Genomic DNA, 18179 nt, shown 5'->3' on the forward strand with positions numbered 1-18179 from the left:
TTGTGTGATAAATCACCAATTCGGACGAATTTTGCCAGCGGTTATCGCTGTAAACGTTTTCCCATGGCGTGCAAACAATGTGGGATTCAGGTCACAATTTTTCCGCTGTGACTATGCTTTTCGTAAAAAGTTCCAAGTTTTTTCATTGCGGATTGGAAAACCCGGTGCTAGTCTCGGCGCCATAGTGATGCAAAGTACATCGCTAACACAGGGAATAACAACGACTTAGTGTTTAATTACAGTAGGCATTGGAAACTATGAAAAAGACAATTCTGGCTATTGCTATCCCGGCTCTGTTTGCATCCGCCGCTAACGCTGCAGTGGTTTACGACAAAGACGGTACCACTTTTGACGTATACGGCCGTGTTCAGGCTAACTACTACGGTGACCACAATACCGCCGACTCTACCGCTGCATCTGGCTACAAGGATGTTGACGGTGAGCTGGTTGGTTCTTCCCGTCTGGGTTGGTCCGGCAAGATTGCTCTGAACAACACCTGGTCCGGTATCGCCAAGACCGAGTGGCAAGTTTCTGCTGAAAACTCCGCCAACAAGTTTGACTCCCGTCACATCTACGTTGGTTTCGACGGCACCCAATACGGCAAGATCATCTTCGGTCAGACCGATACCGCGTTCTACGACGTGCTGGAACCGACCGATATCTTCAACGAGTGGGGTGACGCAGGTAACTTCTATGACGGTCGTCAAGAAGGTCAGGTTATCTACTCCAACACCTACGGCGGCTTCAAAGGCAAACTGTCCTATCAGACCAACGACGACAAAGCCGTCAAGGTTACTGACGTAGGTCAGGGTATCAAAGAAACTGCCGTTTACGGTGCCGATGTGAAGCGTAACTACGGTTATGCCGCTGCTGCCGGTTATGACTTCGACTTCGGTCTGGGTCTGAACGCAGGTTACTCCTACTCCGATCTGGAAAACACCAAGACTAACAACACTGGTGACAAGAAAGAGTGGGCACTGGGTGCACACTACGCCATCAACGGTTTCTACTTCGCCGGTGTTTATACTCAGGGTGACCTGAGCTACGACAACACCACCGGTGGTGACAAGGACAAGGGCCGTGGCTACGAGCTGGCAGCTTCCTACAACGTTGATGCCTGGACCTTCCTGGCTGGCTACAACTTCAAAGAAGCAAAAGTCAAGTCCAATACTGCCGGTGCAGAGTACAAAGACCTGCTTGACGAAACCCTGCTGGGCGTACAGTACGCTTTCACTTCCAAGCTGAAAGCCTACACCGAGTACAAGATCCAGGGTATCGACAAACTGGACGACGAGTGGACCGTTGCCCTGCAATACAACTTCTAATCTAGTCTCTGCGCTGATTTAGTTGATGAACGGCCAAGCTTGCTTGGCCGTTTTGTTTTATCTGCTTCCCACCTGATTGCCTCTCTTCTCCTCTGTTGATGATCCTCTCCTGCTCCTGTTTGGCTTGCGCCAGTTCACGTTGTCTCTTTTCTGTACTTGGCTCCCGGTCTGCGAATAGCTAGATTATTCAGCTCGTTGCAGGATGTTCGGCAGACAGGGAAGGATGACGCTTGATTGACTTTAGTCACCCGCAGTGGCGGGAGCTGGCCCGCCAGCTGCTGGACAACCCCACCTCGGTGGTCCGCGCCCGCCAGTGGCAACCCCTGCTGGGCCTGCTCAAGGACAACCAGCTGCTGCTGGCGCTGGGCAACCACCACTATGAGCTCACCCCCGCCGGCCGCCGCTACCTGACCCGTGAACTGACGCTGGCCGAGATCGCCACGGCACCGCCAACCCCGGAGGAGTGGCTCCATGGGCAGGGCTGGCAGCTGGCGGAGCAGGTCAACGAGCGGGTGCTGGCCGCGCTCTATCGCAAGAGCGAGGTGAGCTTTACCCCCAACGAGCAGATCGACTTCGAAGACAAGGGGATCCGGCTCTGTTTGGATCAACAGGTGCGCCTGCGTGCCCCCGAGCCGTTCAGCCTGTTTTTCAGCGGCGGCACCCTGCTCGATGCGTCCCCTTGGTTGCAGGCGCTTGGCGAGGTGGCGTTGCCGGAACGCAACCTGGCCAGCCTTGGCAAGATCCTGTGGGGGGAGGGGGAGCTGCTGCGGGTGATCACCACCGACAGCGTCGGTGCCTTTGCCGAGCTGGTGCTGCCGGCAGGGACCCTGCTGATCTGGGCTCCCGCCTCGGCTCAACAGGCACTGCAGCAAGTGATCGCCGCGCTGCCGCCTCAGGTGCAGTGGAGTCATCTCACCTCCCTCGACCCGAGCGGGGTGGATCGGGTGCTGACTCTGGCCCAGCGTTTGGGTCGGCCGGCCAGCTGGTGGCTGCCCACCGTGCTGGCTCCCATCATGACGGCCTATGCCCTGCCGTTGGCCGACTCCCGCCCCTGGGAGCCGAGCCGGATCCCCAAGTCATTGTTAGCAGTTTGTAGCGGTTTGGTTGAGTCCAATGGTGGCTTGTCTGCCGAGGTGTGCGCGTTGGCGCCACAGTGGCATGCCATCGGTTGAGATTGCCGCAGATCCGGCCGAAAAAGCGGTTTTCCCCCATCCTGCACGATGATATAAAGAGTTGACGAAGCGCTCGCCAGTGGGCGCTTTTGTTTGCCACGTGTTTTGCGTGTCACGGACGGTGTGCCAACACGCTTTGCCAGCCAACGAACTCAACGGAATACAGGGAATACCATGTTTGAAAAGGTTGTTGCCGCCCCAGCGGATCCGATCCTGGGCCTGACCGAAGCCTTCCGCGCCGACTCTCGCAGCCACAAGATCAACCTGGGGGTCGGGATCTACAAGGACGAGACCGGCGCCACCCCCATTCTTCACTGCGTCAAGAAAGCCGAACAGAAGCTCTTGACCGACGAGAAGACCAAGAACTATCTCGGTATCGAAGGCAATATCGAATACGGCCGCATCGTGCAGCAACTGCTGTTCGGACAGGATTCCGCGCTGGTCAACAGCGGCCGCGCCAAGACGGCGCAAGCGCCGGGTGGTACTGGTGCCCTGCGCATCGCCGCCGAGTTCGTGGTACGCAACAACCTCGCCAAGACCATCTGGATCTCCGATCCCACCTGGGCCAACCACGTCAGCGTGTTCCAGGCCGCGGGTCTGACCGTCAAGTGGTACAAGTACTATGACGCGGCGACCAAGGGGCTCGACTTTGCCGCCATGCAGGCGTCTCTGGCCGAGGCGCAGGCTGGCGATCTGGTGCTGCTGCACGGTTGTTGTCACAACCCGACCGGTATCGATCCGACCGCTGATCAGTGGCGTGCCCTGGCCAGGCAGAGTGCCGCCGCCGGCTGGTTGCCGCTGTTTGACTTCGCCTATCAGGGCTTTGCCCGCGGCATCGAAGAGGATGCCGAAGGTCTGCGCATCTTCGCCGAGTGCCACGACGAGCTGCTGGTGGCGAGCTCCTTCTCCAAGAACTTCGGCCTCTACAACGAGCGGGTCGGTGCCTTCACCCTGGTCAGCGCGACCAAGGCGATCGCCGATGTGGCCTTCACCCAGGTCAAGACCGTCATTCGTGCCAACTACTCCAACCCGCCGTCACACGGAGCTGCCGTCGTCACTGCCGTGGTGAGCGATCCGGCCCTCTATGCCGAGTGGGTGGAAGAGGTGGCCGCCATGCGGGTGCGCATTCGCGAGATGCGCGAGCTGCTGGTGGAAAAACTGGCCGCGCGCGGCGTGAGCCAGGACTTCAGCTTTATCCGCGAGCAGAACGGCATGTTCTCCTTCTCCGGTCTTTCCAAGGATCAGGTGGAGCGCCTCAAGAGCGAGTTCGCCATCTACATCGTCGGCTCCGGCCGGATCAGCGTGGCCGGTATCACCCGTGCCAACATAGATCCGCTGTGCGACGCCATCGCCAAGGTGCTGTAAGCGAGTCATCGCCATCCGCTCAGTAACAAGCCCGCCGGGTAGACCCGGCGGGCTTTTTCATTTTTCGGCTCAGGCCTTAGCGACGGCGTTTGCCACCCCCCAGCAGGGAGCCGAGCACCCCGCGCACCAGCTGGCGACCCACCTCGCTGCCGATGGTGCGGGCCACGCTCTTGGCGGCGGTTTGCACAACCCCGTCGTGCTGGCCGCCACGGGGGCCGGTGCGGCCAAACAGGATGCCATTGAGTGCATCGAGCAGGCCGCCTTCCTCGCTGGATGACGGTTTACTGGCTTGTTCGCTTGTGGTTGTCAGCTTGCCGCCGTTGAGCCGCTCGAAGGCCGACTCGCGATCCTCCGGCGTCTCGTAGCGGCCGTGCAGCAATGAGCCCTGAATGAGCGCCTGCCGCTCGGCGTCGCTCAAGGGGCCGATGCGGCTGGCCGGCGGGGCGATGAAGGCGCGCTCCACCATGTTGGGCCGCCCCTTCTCGTCGAGCAGAGAGACCAGCGCCTCGCCGACCCCGAGCTCGGTGATGACGCCAGCGGCATCAAAGGCCGGGTTGGCCCGCAGGGTGTTGGCGGCGATCCGCACCGCCTTCTGATCGCTCGGGGTAAAGGCGCGCAGGGCGTGTTGCACCCGGTTGCCAAGCTGCCCCAGTACGCTGTCGGGGATATCGGCCGGGCTCTGGGTGACGAAGTAGACGCCCACCCCTTTCGAGCGGATGAGGCGCACCACCAGTTCAATCTTCTCCAGCAGCGCCTTGGGGGCGTCGTTGAACAGCAGGTGCGCCTCGTCGAAAAAGAACACCAGCACAGGTTTGTCGGGATCCCCCACCTCCGGCAACTGCTCGAACAGCTCGGAGAGCAGCCAGAGCAGGAAGCAGGCATAGAGGCGACTGGACTGGGTCAGCTTGCTGGCGGCCAGCACATTGATATGGCCGTGGCCGGCCTCATCGGTCTGCAGCAGATCCTGGATGTCCAGCATGGGCTCGCCAAAGAAGTGATCGCCGCCCGCGCTCTCCAGGGTGAGCAGGTTGCGCAGGATGGCGCCGATGGAGGCGGTGGAGACGTTGCCGTAACGGGTGGTGAGGGACTTGGCGTTGTCACCGGCAAACTGCACCATGGCGCGCAGGTCCTTGAGATCGAGCAGCAGCAGCCCCTCGTCGTCCGCCACCTTGAACACCAGCTCCAGCACCCCGCTTTGGGTGTCATTTAGGCCGAGCAGGCGGGCGAGCAGCAGGGGCCCCATGTCGGAGATGGTGGCCCGCACCGGGTGGCCCTGTTCGGCAAACAGATCCCAGAACAGGGTGGGGCTGGCGGCAAAGGCGGGGGCCGGGATGCCGAGCTGGGCCAGCCTGGCATCCAGCTTGGCAGAGCCAGCTCCGGCGGCGCCAAGGCCGCTCAGGTCCCCCTTCACATCCGCCAAGAAAACCGGCACGCCGAGGCGGGAGAACCCCTCTGCCAGCACCTGCAGGGTGACTGTCTTGCCGGTGCCGGTGGCCCCTGTGATGAGGCCGTGGCGATTGGCCATGGCTGGCAGCAGGGCGAGGGGATGACCACTGGCATGGGCCAGCGTGAGCGGTTCGGCCATGGTGGGCTCCTTGTGGCAAATGGGGGACGAAAAACAACGGGTTACAAGGAGTGTGGTAGCGGGGCCAGGGGATGGCAAGGCAGTGCCTCGTCAGCGCGCCAGAGGCTGACGAGGCGGGGGATCAGCGGGGGCGGACCAGCTTGCCGAGGCGCAACAGCAGCAGGGTGAGGAGGCCGCCGCTGGCGGCGGTCAGCACCGCCAGCAGCAGGCTGCCGAGCAGGAAGGGAGGCACCAGGGTAGCCGCCTCGTGCTCCAGCCAGTGCAGGGTCCAGGTAAGGTGAAATGGTTCCGGCGTCTTGTGCAGCACCAGACAACCGGTGCGATAGGCGTAGAGGTACATGAAGGGCAGGGTCAGCGGGTTGTTGAACCAGACCGCCAGCAGTGCCAGCGGCAGGTTGAGGCTGAACGCCAGCGCCAGCCCGACCGCGATGAGTGAATGCATGGGGATGGGAAACCAGCAGGCGAAGATGCCGGCCGCCACCGCCCCGCTCAGGGCGCGCGGCCCCCCTTGCCAGAGGGCGGGGGCGAGCAGGCGCTCGCCAAACAGGGCGAACCACTTCTGCTGGCGCAGGGTATCGGGGTCTATCTTGAAGCGGGCAAACCAGCGATTCAGCATGCGCGTGCCACCTTGCGTTTCTGCCACTGACGCACGGTGCTGATGCGCCAGCAGGTGCGAATGAGGGCGTAGCCGATGAGGGAGCTGAGCAGGGCCAGCACCAGCGAACCCAGCAGCAGCGGCGGGGCCACGGTCTCGAACACCGACACCAGCCAGGCCCAGGTGAACTCGATCTCGATGTGCTGGGAGGATTGCCCCAGCAGCTGACAGCCGGTCAGGTAGGCACCGTAGAACAGCGGCGGCATGGTGAAGGGGTTGGAGAGCCAGACCAGGGCTACCGAGAGCGGCAGGTTGACCCGGCAGGCGATGGCGCCGCCGGCCGCCAGCAGCATCTGGCAGGGGAGCGGCACCCAGGCCATGAACAGCCCCACCGCGAAGGCACCAGCTGCCGAGCGCCGATTGAGGTGCCACAGGTTGGCGTCCAGCAGCAGCTTGCCAAACAGCCGCAAGTGCTTGTGTTCCTTGAGTGTCGCCGGATCAGGCAACCAGCGTTGTATGAGTCGTTTGGGCATATTGAAACCTTGCTAAATACTTGCACCATGGATCTGCGCCTGCTGTCGTTTGCCCTCGGGGCAAGCTCCTCACTGCTTTGGCCATGGTTGCCTTCATGGGAATGGGGTGGCCTGATGCTGCTGCTCGCGTTCCCTCTCGCCGGTTGCCGCTGCTGGCGGCTGCTGTTTCTGCTGCTCGGCATCCTCTGGATGCAGGGGAATTTGCACCACCGGCTCGCCTGGCTGGATCAGCTTGGCAAAAAAACGAGCCACATCATAACCGCACAACTGCAAAGTGCAGAACCCGAGGGCGATAAATTTGTCCGGCTGGTGCTGCGGGTGAACAGGCTCGATGAGCAGGCGCTCACCCCGGCGCCCCTGGTGCGCATCAATGCCTACCAGGTGTTGCCCACCATGACGGCAGGCAGTCGCCTGACCATGGAGGTCTCCCTCAAGCCGGCCCACGGCCTGGCCAACGAGGCGGGGATGGACGGGCGGCGCCTGCTGCTCGGCAAGGGGATCACCGCCACCGGCAACTTGCGCCGGGTGATCCTGATTGAAGCGGTGCCGGCGGGGCTGCGCGAGCGCTGGCTGGCCCGGGCCGCTGCCAACTGGCAGGATCTGAACCAGGGGCCGCTGCTGGCGGCGCTTACCTTCGGTGAGCAGGGCGGCATCACGACTGAGCAGTGGAGCCTGTTTCGCGGCGGCGGGCTGACCCACATCATCGCCATCTCGGGGCAGCACATCGCGCTGGTGGCGGTGCTCGGCTGGTGGCTGGGGCGGCTGTTCGGACTGCGGGGGGCGATTCTGCTCGCCCTGCTGTTTGCCGCCCTCTACAGCTGGCTGGCCGGGTTTGCGGTGGCCACCGAACGGGCCCTCATCATGGTGCTGGTGTGGAGCCTGCTGCGCTGGCGACGGCGGGAGTGGCCGGCCCATCGCGTCTGGTTGTGGGCCTTCGTGGTGCTGACGCTCTGGGATCCCTTTGCCCTCTATTCGACCGGATTCTGGCTCTCCTTCCTGGCGGTGGCTCTGCTGCTGGTGGCGAGCTTGCTGGAGGCCAAACCCGGGCTCGTCCGTCTGCAGGGCTTGTTGCTGTTGGGGCTGCTGCCGTTGCAACTGGCGCTGTTCGAGGGGATAGCGCCGTTGTCGCTGCTGCTCAATCTGCTGGCATTGCCGCTCTTTTGCATCGGCATCATACCGCTGGCGCTGGTCGGGGTGTTGCTGGCGCCGCTTTCGGGGGAGCTGGCCCACCTGCTGTTCTGGCTGGCCGATGTCGGCCTGCAGTGGATATTGTGGGCGCTGGAGAGGTTGGCCAGCCAGTGGCAGCTCTGGTGGCCGGTGCCGGGCTGGGTGCTGCCGCTCACAGCGCTGCTGACCCTGCTCTGGTGCGCCTGGCATGTGCCGGGCGGTCGTCCCTTGCTGTTGCCGGGGGGCGTGGCCCTGCTGCTGGCGGCCTGGCCGGCGCCGACCCACTGGCAACTGAGGGTATTGGACGTGGGGCAGGGGTTGGCGGTGCTGATCAGCCGGGGTGAGCGCGGCATCCTGTTTGACACCGGCGATCGCTACCCAGGCGGCTACAACATGGCGGATGCCGTGATCCTGCCGCTGCTCAACCGGCTCGATGTGCGGGTGCTGGATTATCTGGTCATCAGCCACAAGGACCGGGATCACGCCGGCAACCGGCGTGCCATCCTGCAGGCTCTGCCGGTACGCCACGAGCTCTCTTCCTTCGACTTCGGCCGCTTCACGACCCTGTGCCGGCGTGGCCAGCAGTGGCGCTGGCAGGGGCTCGAGATGGCGGTGCTCTGGCCACAGCAACCGGGAGGCGGTCACAACAACGACGGCTGTGTGCTGCAGATCCGCGACGGGGAACGGCGCATCCTGCTCAGTGCCGACATCGAGCGGCAGGCGGAGCAGCGGCTGCTGGCGCTGGAAGGGGAGGGGCTTGCCAGCACCTTGCTGGTAAGCCCCCATCACGGCAGCCGCACCTCCTCCACGGCCCCCTTCGTGGCGGCGGTGGCCCCCCGCTATGTGGTACACAGCGCCGGCTTCATGAACCAGTGGGGCTTTCCCCGCCCCGAGGTGGTGGCTCGCTACAGGGAGGCGCAGCAATGGGTCACCGGGCTGGACGGGGAGATCCTGGTCGAGCCAGCGCCGGACGGGCTGCGGATCCGTGCCGAGCGGAAGCAGGGACCCTGGTTTCGCCGCAATGGCGACTGGTGGCGTCCTGCATTCTGGCCTGAGCGCTGAGCGTCAACCCGGCTTTGGCTGGCATAACGGTCTTCATTTCCTGCCTTGGCGAGGGACATGCGCTGGCGATGCTTGGTGTAATCCTGCGCTTTGGCTGGGATAACGGCCGTCATTTGCCGTCTTGGCGAGGGGCATGCGCTGGCGATGCTTGGTGTAATCCTGCGCTTTGGCTGGGATAACGACCGTCATTTGCCGTCTTGGCGATGGGCACTGCTTGGTGTAATCCTGCGCTTTGGCTAGAATAGCCCGTCATTTCCCTTATTAACGGCTATTCATGCAACAAGAAACCTCACAAGACAGCTGGCCTGTCTTCAAGCGTCTGCTCGGCTATGTCCGTGACCGCAAGCTTGGCCTGATTGGCGGCATCATCGGCATGCTGGGCTACGCCGCCGTGGATACCACCTTCGTCTATTCCATCAAGCCGCTGATCGACAAGGGGATCAACGGCAACGATCCGACCGTGCTCAAGTGGATGCCCTTCTTCGTGCTGGGTATCGTGGCACTACGCGGCGTCGCCAACTTCCTCTCCAACTACTGCATGGCCTGGGTCGGCAACCACGTGGTGATGCGCCTGCAGCAGCAGGTATTCAACCACATGGTGGCGATGCCGATGAGCTTCTTCGACCGCCAGAATACCGGCCACCTGCTCTCCAAGGTGACCTATGACGCGAGTCAGGTCTCCTCGGCCGCCAGTACCACCCTGGTCACCCTGGTACGGGAAGGAGCGACGGTCATCGGTCTGCTCGGCCTGATGTTCTGGCACTCCTGGCAGCTGTCGGTGATCTTCCTGGTGGTGGGGCCCGTGGTGGGCATCATCATCGGTCTCATCAGCCGCCGTTTCCGTCAGATCAGCCGCCACATCCAGCAGGCGGTGGGGGACATCACCACCTCCACCGAGCAGATGCTCAAGGGGCACAAAGAGGTGTTGATGTTCGGTGGCCAAAAGGTGGAAGAGAAACGCTTCTTCAAGGTCAGCAACAACATGCGTCAGCAGACCATGAAGATGGTCGCCGCCGATGCCATCGGCAGCCCGGTGGTGCAGATGGTTGCCTCCATCGCGCTGGCGGCCTTCCTCTATGTGGCCACCATCGACAGCGTGCGCAGCGAGCTGACTGCCGGTACCTTCACTGTCATGATCACCTCCATGATGATGTTGCTCAAGCCGCTGAAAAGCCTGACCGACGTCAACAACCAGTTCCAGCGCGCCATCACCGCCTGCCACAGCCTGTTCGGCCTGCTCGATACCGAGCCGGAGCAGGATACCGGTACCCGTACCCTGGAGCGCGCCCGCGGCGAGATCGAGTTTCGCAACGTCACCTTCACCTACCCGACCAAGGACACCCCGGCGCTGCACAACGTCAGCTTCAAGGTGGAGGCGGGCAAATCGGTGGCCCTGGTGGGGCGCTCAGGCTCTGGCAAGAGCACCATCGCCAGCCTGCTGACCCGCTTCTACGACATCGAGCAGGGGGAGATCCTGCTGGACGGCGTCAACATCCGTGAATACCGCCTGAGCGAGCTGCGCAAGCAGTACGCCCTGGTCTCCCAGCACGTGCACCTGTTCAACGACACTGTGGCGAGCAACATCGCCTACGCCGCGGAAGAGCAATACAGCCTCGACGAGATCAAGCAGGCGGCCCGCATCGCCCACGCCGACGAGTTCGTCAGCAAGATGAGCAACGGTTATGACACCGTGGTCGGCGAGAACGGCGCGTCGCTCTCCGGCGGCCAGCGCCAGCGTATCGCCATCGCCCGCGCCCTGCTGCGCGATGCCCCCGTGCTGCTGCTGGACGAGGCTACCTCGGCGCTGGATACCGAGTCCGAGCGCCATATTCAGGCGGCCATCGATGAGCTGTGCAAGGCGCGCACCTCGCTGGTGATCGCTCACCGCCTCTCCACCATCGAGAAGGCGGACGAGATCCTGGTGATCGACGAAGGCCATATCGTCGAGCGCGGCAACCACGCGGCGCTGATGGCCCAGCAGGGGACCTATGCCCAGCTGCGCGCCATCCAGTTCGGCCATGCCACCGCAGGTGGCAACGCCTGATGCTGGAGCGGCTCTGGTATGCAAAGAGTGGCTGGCGCTGGTTGCTGGCCCCCTTTGCCCTGCTGTTTGCCATCATCAGCGGCGCCCGCCGCTACGCCTATCGCCACGGCTGGCGCAAGGGCTATCGTGCCTCCTTGCCAGTCATAGTGGTGGGCAATATTTCGGTGGGTGGCAACGGCAAGACCCCGGTCGTGGTCTGGCTGGTGGAGCAGTTGCAGGCTCGCGGCTATCGCCCCGGGGTGGTGAGCCGCGGTTATGGCGGCAAGGCGCCCCATTACCCGTACCGGCTAGATGCCGCCAGCACCACGGCGCAGGCGGGGGATGAACCGGTACTGATTGCCCGGCGCTGTGGCTGCCCTGTGGTGGTGGCGCCCAGGCGGGCCGATGCGGTGCGTCTGCTGGAGCAGAGCGGCGAGGTGGATATCATCATCACCGACGACGGCTTGCAGCACTATGCGCTGGCTCGTGACATCGAGCTGGTGGTGGTGGACGGGGCGCGCCGTTTTGGCAACGCCTGCCTGCTGCCCATGGGGCCGCTGCGCGAGCCGGTCACCCGGCTCAAGCGGGTGGACGCCATCATCTGCAACGGCGGCGAGCCGGGGCGGGGAGAGTATCCCATGAGGTTGGTGGCCGATTCCCCCCGTCGGGTACGCGATGAGGCCCCGCTGGCTGCTCCCCTGTCGGGGTCGGTCGACGCGCTGGCGGGCATTGGTCATCCGCCCCGTTTCTTCGCCACCCTCGAGGGGCTTGGTTATCAGCTGGATCAGCGGGTGGCCTACGGGGATCACCACCCCTTCGATCGGGACGAGCTGGTGGGCCGCTTTGCCGGCAAGCCGCTGCTGATGACCGAGAAGGATGCGGTCAAGTGCCGCGCCTTTGCCCTCGACAACTGGTGGTATCTGCCGGTCAGCGCCGAGCTGCCCGCCTCCCTGCTCGATACCCTGCTGCACAAGCTGGGCGCGAGCGGGAAGGGGCAAGGCGCAACCAAGGCACAAGGTTAATCTCTCTTTCCAGCGTGGGGGAGAAGGGGCTTATCATGCCCCGCAAGGCATATCTGGTTGTTCGACACCCATCGCCGGCGTGATGAAACCGCCGGCGCGACATCGTTGAAGGAGTATCGTTTTGGCTTTGGACATCAAGTTGCTCGACATCATTGCCTGCCCGGTCTGCAAGGGCAAGCTGCACTACAACAAGGCCGTGCATGAGCTGGTCTGCCGCTTCGACAAGCTGGCCTATCCGCTGGAGGAGGGGATCCCGGTACTGCTGGAGAACCGCGCCCGGCAGCTCAATAGCGACGAGCTGTCGTCATGAGCTTCGTCGTCGTCATTCCGGCCCGCTACGCCTCCACCCGGCTGCCGGGCAAGCCGCTGGCCGACATCCACGGCAAGCCCATGGTGCAGCACGTGGTGGAAAAGGCCCTGCAGTCGGGCGCCGATCGGGTGATCGTCGCCACCGACGATGAGCGGGTGCAGCAGGCGCTGGCCGGCCAGACCGGATTCGAGGTGTGCATGACCTCGAAGGATCACCAGTCAGGTACCGAGCGCCTGGCCGAGGTGTGCCGTCACTACGGTTTTGCCGCCGACACCATAGTGGTCAACGTGCAGGGGGATGAGCCGCTCATTCCGCCGGTCATCATCCGTCAGGTAGCGGACAACCTGGCCGCCGCCACGGCGCCGATGGCGACTCTGTCGGTGCCGATCCAGGACGCCGAAGAGGTGTTCAACCCGAACGCCGTCAAGGTGGTGACCGACCAGGAGGGCTACGCGCTCTACTTCAGTCGCGCCTCCATTCCGTGGGATCGGGATCGCTTTGCCGCGAATCGCGAGCAGATTGGCGATCACTACCAGCGCCACATCGGCATCTATGCCTATCGCGCCGGCTTCATCCAGCGTTATGTGGACTGGGCGCCGAGCCTGCTCGAGCAAGTAGAGGCGCTGGAGCAGCTGCGGGTGCTCTGGTACGGGGAGAAGATCCACGTGGCCCAGGCGCTCGAGGCGCCGCCGGTCGGGGTGGATACCCAGGCCGATCTGGACAAGGTGCGCGCGCTGCTGGCGAACTGATGCCGACAACAGCAAAAATGACTCTGAACGGTGCCTGCGGGCGCCGTTTTTTGTGTTTAATCTTTACATAATTATTTGATTACAAACGTCATTTATGAGCACTTTCAAACTTTTCCCGGCCATGGTTTGCCAAATCAGCGAGTTTGGTTATGATGCAAGACGCCGTGTTAACCCTAACTGGCATATAACGAGATAAAAAACGGGGTGTTTGGGTGATTAATGTATTCCTGGTCGATGATCATGAGTTGGTGCGTACAGGGATAAGACGCATTCTGGAAGATGTCCGCGGGATCAAGGTGGTGGGCGAGGCGCAGAGCGGGGAAACCGCAGTCACTTTCTGTCGTCAGAACCATCCCGACGTGATCCTGATGGACATGAACATGCCTGGCATCGGCGGCCTGGAGGCAACCCGCAAGATCCTGCGGATCCGGCCCGATGTGCGCATCATAGTGCTGACCATTCATTCAGAAAATCCGTTCCCGACCAAGGTGATGCAGGCGGGGGCCGCCGGCTATCTCACCAAGGGGGCCGCGCCGGACGAGATGATCCACGCCATTCGCCTGGTCCACTCCGGTCAGCGTTACATCTCCCCGGAGATCGCCCAGCAGATGGCCCTGAGCCAGTTTGCCTCGGCCGACGAGAATCCCTTCAAGTCCCTCTCAGAGCGCGAGCTGCAGATCATGATGATGATCACCAAGGGGCAGAAGGTGACCGATATTTCCGAGCAGCTCAACCTGAGCCCGAAGACGGTCAACAGCTATCGCTACCGGTTGTTCAGCAAGCTCAACATCAATGGCGATGTGGAGCTGACCCATCTGGCCATTCGCTATGGCATGCTGGATGCCGATACCCTGTAACGGGCGGCGTGTAGCCATCAAAGGCGGCCTGTGCCGCCTTTTTGCTTTTTGCCGGTCTGGCGCAGTATGCTCTGTGCCGTCTTCTGCTTTCATCCGTTGAGCCGAGTTGCCGATGAGCCTCTCTTTCGATCTTCCGCTTGCCGCGATATCCCAGACCCAACACCCCGATCCCCGTTGCCGGAGCCAGCATGACCTCGTCTGAACCTCTCTTCGACAGCAAGGCGTTTCTCAGTGCCGTCACCCACCAGAGCGGCGTCTATCGCATGTATGACAGCGGCGGCACCGTCATCTACGTGGGCAAGGCCAAGGATCTGAAGAAGCGGCTTGCCTCCTACTTTCGCGCCAACGTCGACAGCATCAAGACCCGCACCCTGGTGCGCCAGATAGCCGATGTGCAGGTGACGGTCACCCACACCGAGACCGAGGCGCTGATCCTCGAGCACAATCTGATCAAGCAGTACCAGCCCCGCTACAACGTGCTGCTGCGAGATGACAAGTCCTACCCCTGGATCATCATCACCGCCCATCAGCACCCGCGTATCGGCGTCCATCGCGGCGCCCGCAAGGTGAAGGGGGAGTACTTCGGCCCGTACCCCTCCGGCGGCGCGGTGCGCGAGAGCCTGCACCTGATGCAGAAGATTTTTCCGGTGCGCCAGTGCGAGGATGCAGTCTATGCCAACCGCACCCGCCCCTGCCTGCTCTACCAGCTCAAGCGCTGTGCCGGCCCCTGCGTGGCGGGGCTGGTGAGCGAGGCCGAATATGCCCAGCAGGTGGAGCTGGCCAAGCTGTTTCTGGCGGGCAAGAACCAGCAGGTGATCGGGGAACTGGTGGGCAAGATGGAGTCCGCCAGCGGCGATCTGCGCTTCGAGGAGGCGGCCCGCTACCGGGATCAGATCCAGGCGCTGCGCCGGGTGACCGAGCAGCAGTCGGTAAGCGGCAACGTGCTGGACGAGCTCGACGTGGTGGGGGTGTCCTTCGAGCAGGGGACCGCCTGCATTCACGTGCTCTTCATCCGCCAGGGCAAGGTGCTGGGCTCGCGCAGCTACTTCCCGAAAGTGCCGGCCGATACCCAGCTCGACGAGGTGGTGCAATCCTTCCTGCTGCAGTTCTATCTGTCGGGGCAGGGGGGGCGGCAGATCCCGAGCGAGGTGCTGCTCGACGTGGCGCTCGAAGACGAGGACGTGATCGCGCAGACCCTGAGCCAGACCGCGGGCTACAAGGTGCGGGTGGTGAGCCGTACCCGCGCCGAGCGGGCCCGCTTCATCAAGCTCGCCTCCATCAACGCCCAGACCGCGCTGCGCTCGCGGCTCGCCCACAAGAGCACCACCACCGCCCGCTACGACCAGCTGGAGGAGCTGCTGGAGCTGGAGCGCCCCATCGCCCGCATGGAGTGCTTCGATATCTCCCACACCATGGGGGAGCGCACCGTGGCCTCCTGCGTGGTGTTCAACCGGGAGGGGCCGCTCTCATCGGAATACCGCCGCTTCAACATCGACGGCATCACCGGCGGCGATGACTATGCGGCCATGGAGCAGGCGCTGGAACGGCGCTTTGGCAAGCAGCAGGAGCCGGACAAGGTGCCGGACGTGCTGTTTATCGACGGCGGACTCGGCCAGTTGCGCCGCGCCGAGGAGATCCTGGCCCGCCAGCTGGAGTTTTTGGGGGGCAAATATCCGCTGCTGGTGGGCATTGCCAAGGGGGTGACCCGCAAGGCGGGGCTGGAGACCCTGATCCTGGGGGAGAGTCACGAAGAGCTGCACCTGCCGGCGGACATGCCCGCCTTGCACCTTATTCAGCACATCCGCGATGAATCCCACCGGTTTGCCATCACAGGCCACCGCGCCAGACGGGCGAAGGCCCGCACCACCAGTACCCTGGAGGATATCCCGGGGGTGGGGCCGAAACGGCGGCAGGCGCTGCTCAAGTACCTGGGTGGCCTGCAGGAGGTGAAAAAAGCCGGGGTGGAGGAGCTTGCCAAGGTGCCCGGCATCAGCCAGGAGCTGGCCCAGTCCATCCACGATGCCCTGCATTCCCTCTAGCCATTGGTCGCCGAGAAGGGGGAATGTGCCTCCGTGTTGCCCCTGTTTGCTCTGACGGCGAACAGGGGCTGTAGCCCCGGGTATCGACAAGAGGCGAGGTGAGTCACATCATTCACCCCGGGTTCATTCCCTTCAGGATCCAGACACACAAGAGCCGTGACGCCGGGGGGCCGCAAATGCCATAATGGCCCGCATCCTGAGGTTGTTGATGGATTAATAGACCAAGGCGGGCGCCTGTCCGGTTGCATCCGTGATCGGCTTGGGGCTACCATGTAGCGGCATACAAGAAGTGGCTGAAAATAATGACAAATATTCCTAATCTGCTGACGTTTTTTCGGATCTTGCTCATCCCCGTCTTCGTCATCCTGTTCTATCTTCCCTACCAGTGGTCCTATCTGGCGGCGGCCATCGTCTTCATCCTGGCGGCGGCGACCGACTGGTTTGACGGCTACCTGGCCCGCAAGCTGAATCAATCCACCGCCTTCGGTGCCTTCCTCGATCCGGTCGCCGACAAGATCATGGTGGCGGCGGCGCTGGTGGTGATCGTCGAGCACTACAACACCATCTGGGTGACCATTCCTGCCATGACCATGATTGGCCGCGAGATCATCATCTCCGCCCTGCGCGAATGGATGGCCGAACTTGGCAAGCGCTCCTCGGTGGCGGTCAGCTGGATCGGCAAGTGGAAAACTATGATCCAGATGGTGTCGCTGACCGGCCTCATCTGGCAGTACGACATCTGGATGGTGTGGCTCGCCTATGTGCTGCTCTACGTGGCCACCGTGCTTACCTTCTGGTCCATGTTCCAGTACATGAAGGCCGCCTGGGGCGATCTGACCTACCACTCCCGCTTCTAGTCTGCGTTTGTACTAAGCACCGTTTCCCCGTTCTTGGGGCTGGGAAACGATCGTGAGTGCTGAAAAAGCAGGAAAAGGGCAAAAAACACTCGAACGATCAGGGTATTAAACATTTTTGGTTGACTGGGCGAGGAACATCGCTAGAATGCGTCCTCGTAGTCAGGCAGTCAGCCAGACCGATGCGGGAATAGCTCAGTTGGTAGAGCACGACCTTGCCAAGGTCGGGGTCGCGAGTTCGAGTCTCGTTTCCCGCTCCAAATTCAGACAATAGAGAGTTTCTCTCTTTTGCATGGCGCGTTAGCAAAGCGGTTATGCAGCGGATTGCAAATCCGTTTAGTCCGGTTCGACTCCGGAACGTGCCTCCATATTGACAAGCCCGCCACGCGAGCTTGATACCGATTGCGGTGCCCGAGTGGTGAAATCGGTAGACACAAGGGATTTAAAATCCCTCGACGTTCGCGTCGTGCCGGTTCGATTCCGGCCTCGGGCACCAGTTATTGAATAAAGCAATCAAAGACTTACGAAAGGCCGCTAGCAATAGCGGCCTTTTTGTTTTTTGCAAAATGTCGCCAAAGTGGCGACAGCGATTGTGTCGAGTCTATGGCGCCATAACAACAAAGCCTGCTGGAGGCAGGCTTTTATAGGGCTCTGTATATACCCGAGGAATTTACCGTGTGGGGCAGGGGATGGCCGATTACTTCCACCACTCCTTGCTTGGTAAGTTATTCCATTCTCCAACCGGGTATTCATGGCCATTGAAGCGCAGCGTGGTGCTCAATGTTCTCTGACTGGAGGTTTGAGAGGTACCATCCTGCTCTATGGTCTCTGTTTTCGCTTTGGTTACTACTCTCAGATCGTGCAGCCCGTTAGACATCCCTGGCAGGACTTGGATGTAGGAAATTCCTCGTTCTAAGTCAATTTTTCCTGGTGAGCAAGGCACGCCTTTTCGGATGTAGGTGTGCAGCATAGGGGCGCCGTTAATTACGCGTAGAAGAGTTCCATTATGTAGTCTGAATAGATGTAAGAATCTGGAGCTAAAACCGTCAGCACAGGAGGGGCCATAGCCGATATCCAATCTTACGCCAAAGGCCCGTTCTCCTTTGGCCAGTAGGTAAGGAGCTGTGTCGAGCCATATACTGGCGCTTCCAATTCTTATACTGGCATCTTCTTCAATAGTCTCCTCAAACCGCTGTTGTACTTTCCCTTGGGAAATGAGTTCTACTCGCCAGATACTCGTAGGTAGAGACATTTCATCATGGTGATCTGCACTATCTGGGAAAATGTAGGAAGTCAATGTCACTTCTGGCTGGTTTGGTAACGTCTTACATGCGCCGGCAGTCAGTTCGGTGCCTGAAGGCAAACTTGCCTTGATAGCTGCTAGTTGTTCTGAAGAGCAAACTTGTTCTCCGTCAGCCCATGTGCCAAAACTAATCCCTTGTAGGGTAATCCCCCCATTTTTTGGAGCACTCAAAAGTAGAGGTCATGCGGCCTGTGCCAAGCGCTGTTTCGGCGTGTAGC

Annotated in this window: 15 protein-coding genes and 3 tRNA genes; 14 read left to right on the forward strand and 4 right to left on the reverse strand. The window is 61.7% G+C overall.

Annotated features, from left to right (window positions below; translation table 11 throughout):
• The first annotated feature begins 257 nt into the window (after positions 1-257).
• From PG897_RS15600 to PG897_RS15610, 3 genes are all read left to right on the forward strand, one after another.
• Positions 258-1325, forward strand: coding sequence for a porin (locus PG897_RS15600; protein WP_043160279.1), 1068 nt, complete (start codon positions 258-260; stop codon positions 1323-1325).
• 230 nt (positions 1326-1555) lie between these two features.
• On the forward strand, positions 1556-2497 hold the full coding sequence (locus tag PG897_RS15605) for a hypothetical protein (protein WP_043169655.1): 942 nt from the start codon (positions 1556-1558) through the stop codon (positions 2495-2497).
• A gap of 174 nt (positions 2498-2671) precedes the next feature.
• The gene (locus tag PG897_RS15610) at positions 2672-3862 is read left to right on the forward strand and encodes an amino acid aminotransferase (RefSeq protein WP_139397934.1); all 1191 of its coding nucleotides are present in this window, start codon (positions 2672-2674) and stop codon (positions 3860-3862) included.
• Between the two features lie 76 nt (positions 3863-3938).
• On the opposite strand, the gene PG897_RS15615 is transcribed toward PG897_RS15610, so the two are convergent.
• The 3 genes from PG897_RS15615 to PG897_RS15625 all read right to left on the reverse strand — a co-directional run bounded on the left by PG897_RS15615 (position 3939) and on the right by PG897_RS15625 (position 6575).
• The gene (locus tag PG897_RS15615; RefSeq protein WP_201885340.1) at positions 3939-5447 is read right to left on the reverse strand and encodes a helicase HerA-like domain-containing protein; all 1509 of its coding nucleotides are present in this window, start codon (positions 5445-5447) and stop codon (positions 3939-3941) included.
• A 121-nt stretch (positions 5448-5568) separates the two neighbouring features.
• A complete protein-coding gene (locus PG897_RS15620; RefSeq protein ID WP_019838874.1) occupies positions 5569-6063 on the reverse strand; it encodes a DUF2062 domain-containing protein in 495 nt (164 codons plus the stop codon).
• Positions 6057-6575: a DUF2062 domain-containing protein gene (locus tag PG897_RS15625; protein ID WP_011706585.1), complete on the reverse strand. Its 519-nt coding sequence runs from the start codon at positions 6573-6575 to the stop codon at positions 6057-6059. The genes PG897_RS15620 and PG897_RS15625 overlap by 7 nt, the downstream gene beginning before the upstream one ends.
• Here PG897_RS15625 and PG897_RS15630 point away from each other — a divergent pair.
• The 11 genes from PG897_RS15630 to PG897_RS15680 all read left to right on the forward strand — a co-directional run bounded on the left by PG897_RS15630 (position 6513) and on the right by PG897_RS15680 (position 17154).
• The gene (locus tag PG897_RS15630) at positions 6513-8804 is read left to right on the forward strand and encodes a DNA internalization-related competence protein ComEC/Rec2 (protein ID WP_333563749.1); all 2292 of its coding nucleotides are present in this window, start codon (positions 6513-6515) and stop codon (positions 8802-8804) included. The two genes, PG897_RS15625 and PG897_RS15630, sit on opposite strands and share 63 nt — an antisense overlap.
• A gap of 274 nt (positions 8805-9078) precedes the next feature.
• On the forward strand, positions 9079-10848 hold the full coding sequence (gene msbA / locus PG897_RS15635; RefSeq protein WP_019838876.1) for a lipid A ABC transporter ATP-binding protein/permease MsbA: 1770 nt from the start codon (positions 9079-9081) through the stop codon (positions 10846-10848).
• On the forward strand, positions 10848-11849 hold the full coding sequence (lpxK, locus tag PG897_RS15640; RefSeq protein WP_201885339.1) for a tetraacyldisaccharide 4'-kinase: 1002 nt from the start codon (positions 10848-10850) through the stop codon (positions 11847-11849). Before msbA ends, lpxK begins: the two co-directional genes overlap by 1 nt.
• 121 nt (positions 11850-11970) lie before the next feature.
• Positions 11971-12159, forward strand: a complete 189-nt coding sequence (locus tag PG897_RS15645) for a Trm112 family protein (RefSeq protein ID WP_094696517.1) — start codon at positions 11971-11973, stop codon at positions 12157-12159.
• On the forward strand, positions 12156-12908 hold the full coding sequence (gene kdsB, locus PG897_RS15650) for a 3-deoxy-manno-octulosonate cytidylyltransferase (protein WP_201881613.1): 753 nt from the start codon (positions 12156-12158) through the stop codon (positions 12906-12908). The genes PG897_RS15645 and kdsB overlap by 4 nt, the downstream gene beginning before the upstream one ends.
• A gap of 212 nt (positions 12909-13120) precedes the next feature.
• Positions 13121-13765, forward strand: coding sequence for a UvrY/SirA/GacA family response regulator transcription factor (gene uvrY, locus PG897_RS15655; RefSeq protein ID WP_005302696.1), 645 nt, complete (start codon positions 13121-13123; stop codon positions 13763-13765).
• 188 nt (positions 13766-13953) lie between these two features.
• Positions 13954-15804 carry an excinuclease ABC subunit UvrC gene (uvrC, locus tag PG897_RS15660; RefSeq protein WP_094696515.1) on the forward strand — a complete coding sequence of 617 codons (1851 nt, stop codon included), beginning with the start codon at positions 13954-13956 and terminating at the stop codon, positions 15802-15804.
• A gap of 302 nt (positions 15805-16106) precedes the next feature.
• Positions 16107-16661 (forward strand): CDP-diacylglycerol--glycerol-3-phosphate 3-phosphatidyltransferase, encoded by a 555-nt coding sequence (pgsA, locus tag PG897_RS15665; protein ID WP_011706577.1) that lies wholly within the window; start codon positions 16107-16109, stop codon positions 16659-16661.
• A gap of 181 nt (positions 16662-16842) precedes the next feature.
• Positions 16843-16918 (forward strand) — tRNA-Gly (locus tag PG897_RS15670).
• 34 nt (positions 16919-16952) lie between these two features.
• A tRNA-Cys gene (locus PG897_RS15675) sits at positions 16953-17026 on the forward strand.
• Positions 17027-17067: 41 nt separating this feature from the next.
• A tRNA-Leu gene (locus PG897_RS15680) sits at positions 17068-17154 on the forward strand.
• Between the two features lie 201 nt (positions 17155-17355).
• Here the strand turns inward: PG897_RS15680 and PG897_RS15685 are convergent.
• Entirely contained in the window at positions 17356-18132 is a 777-nt protein-coding gene (locus PG897_RS15685) for a hypothetical protein (RefSeq protein WP_270829193.1), read from the reverse strand.
• Positions 18133-18179 lie beyond the last annotated feature (47 nt).

Origin of the sequence: Aeromonas sp. QDB20, from assembly GCF_027707805.1 — a bacterium.
Lineage (GTDB): Bacteria > Pseudomonadota > Gammaproteobacteria > Enterobacterales > Aeromonadaceae > Aeromonas > Aeromonas dhakensis.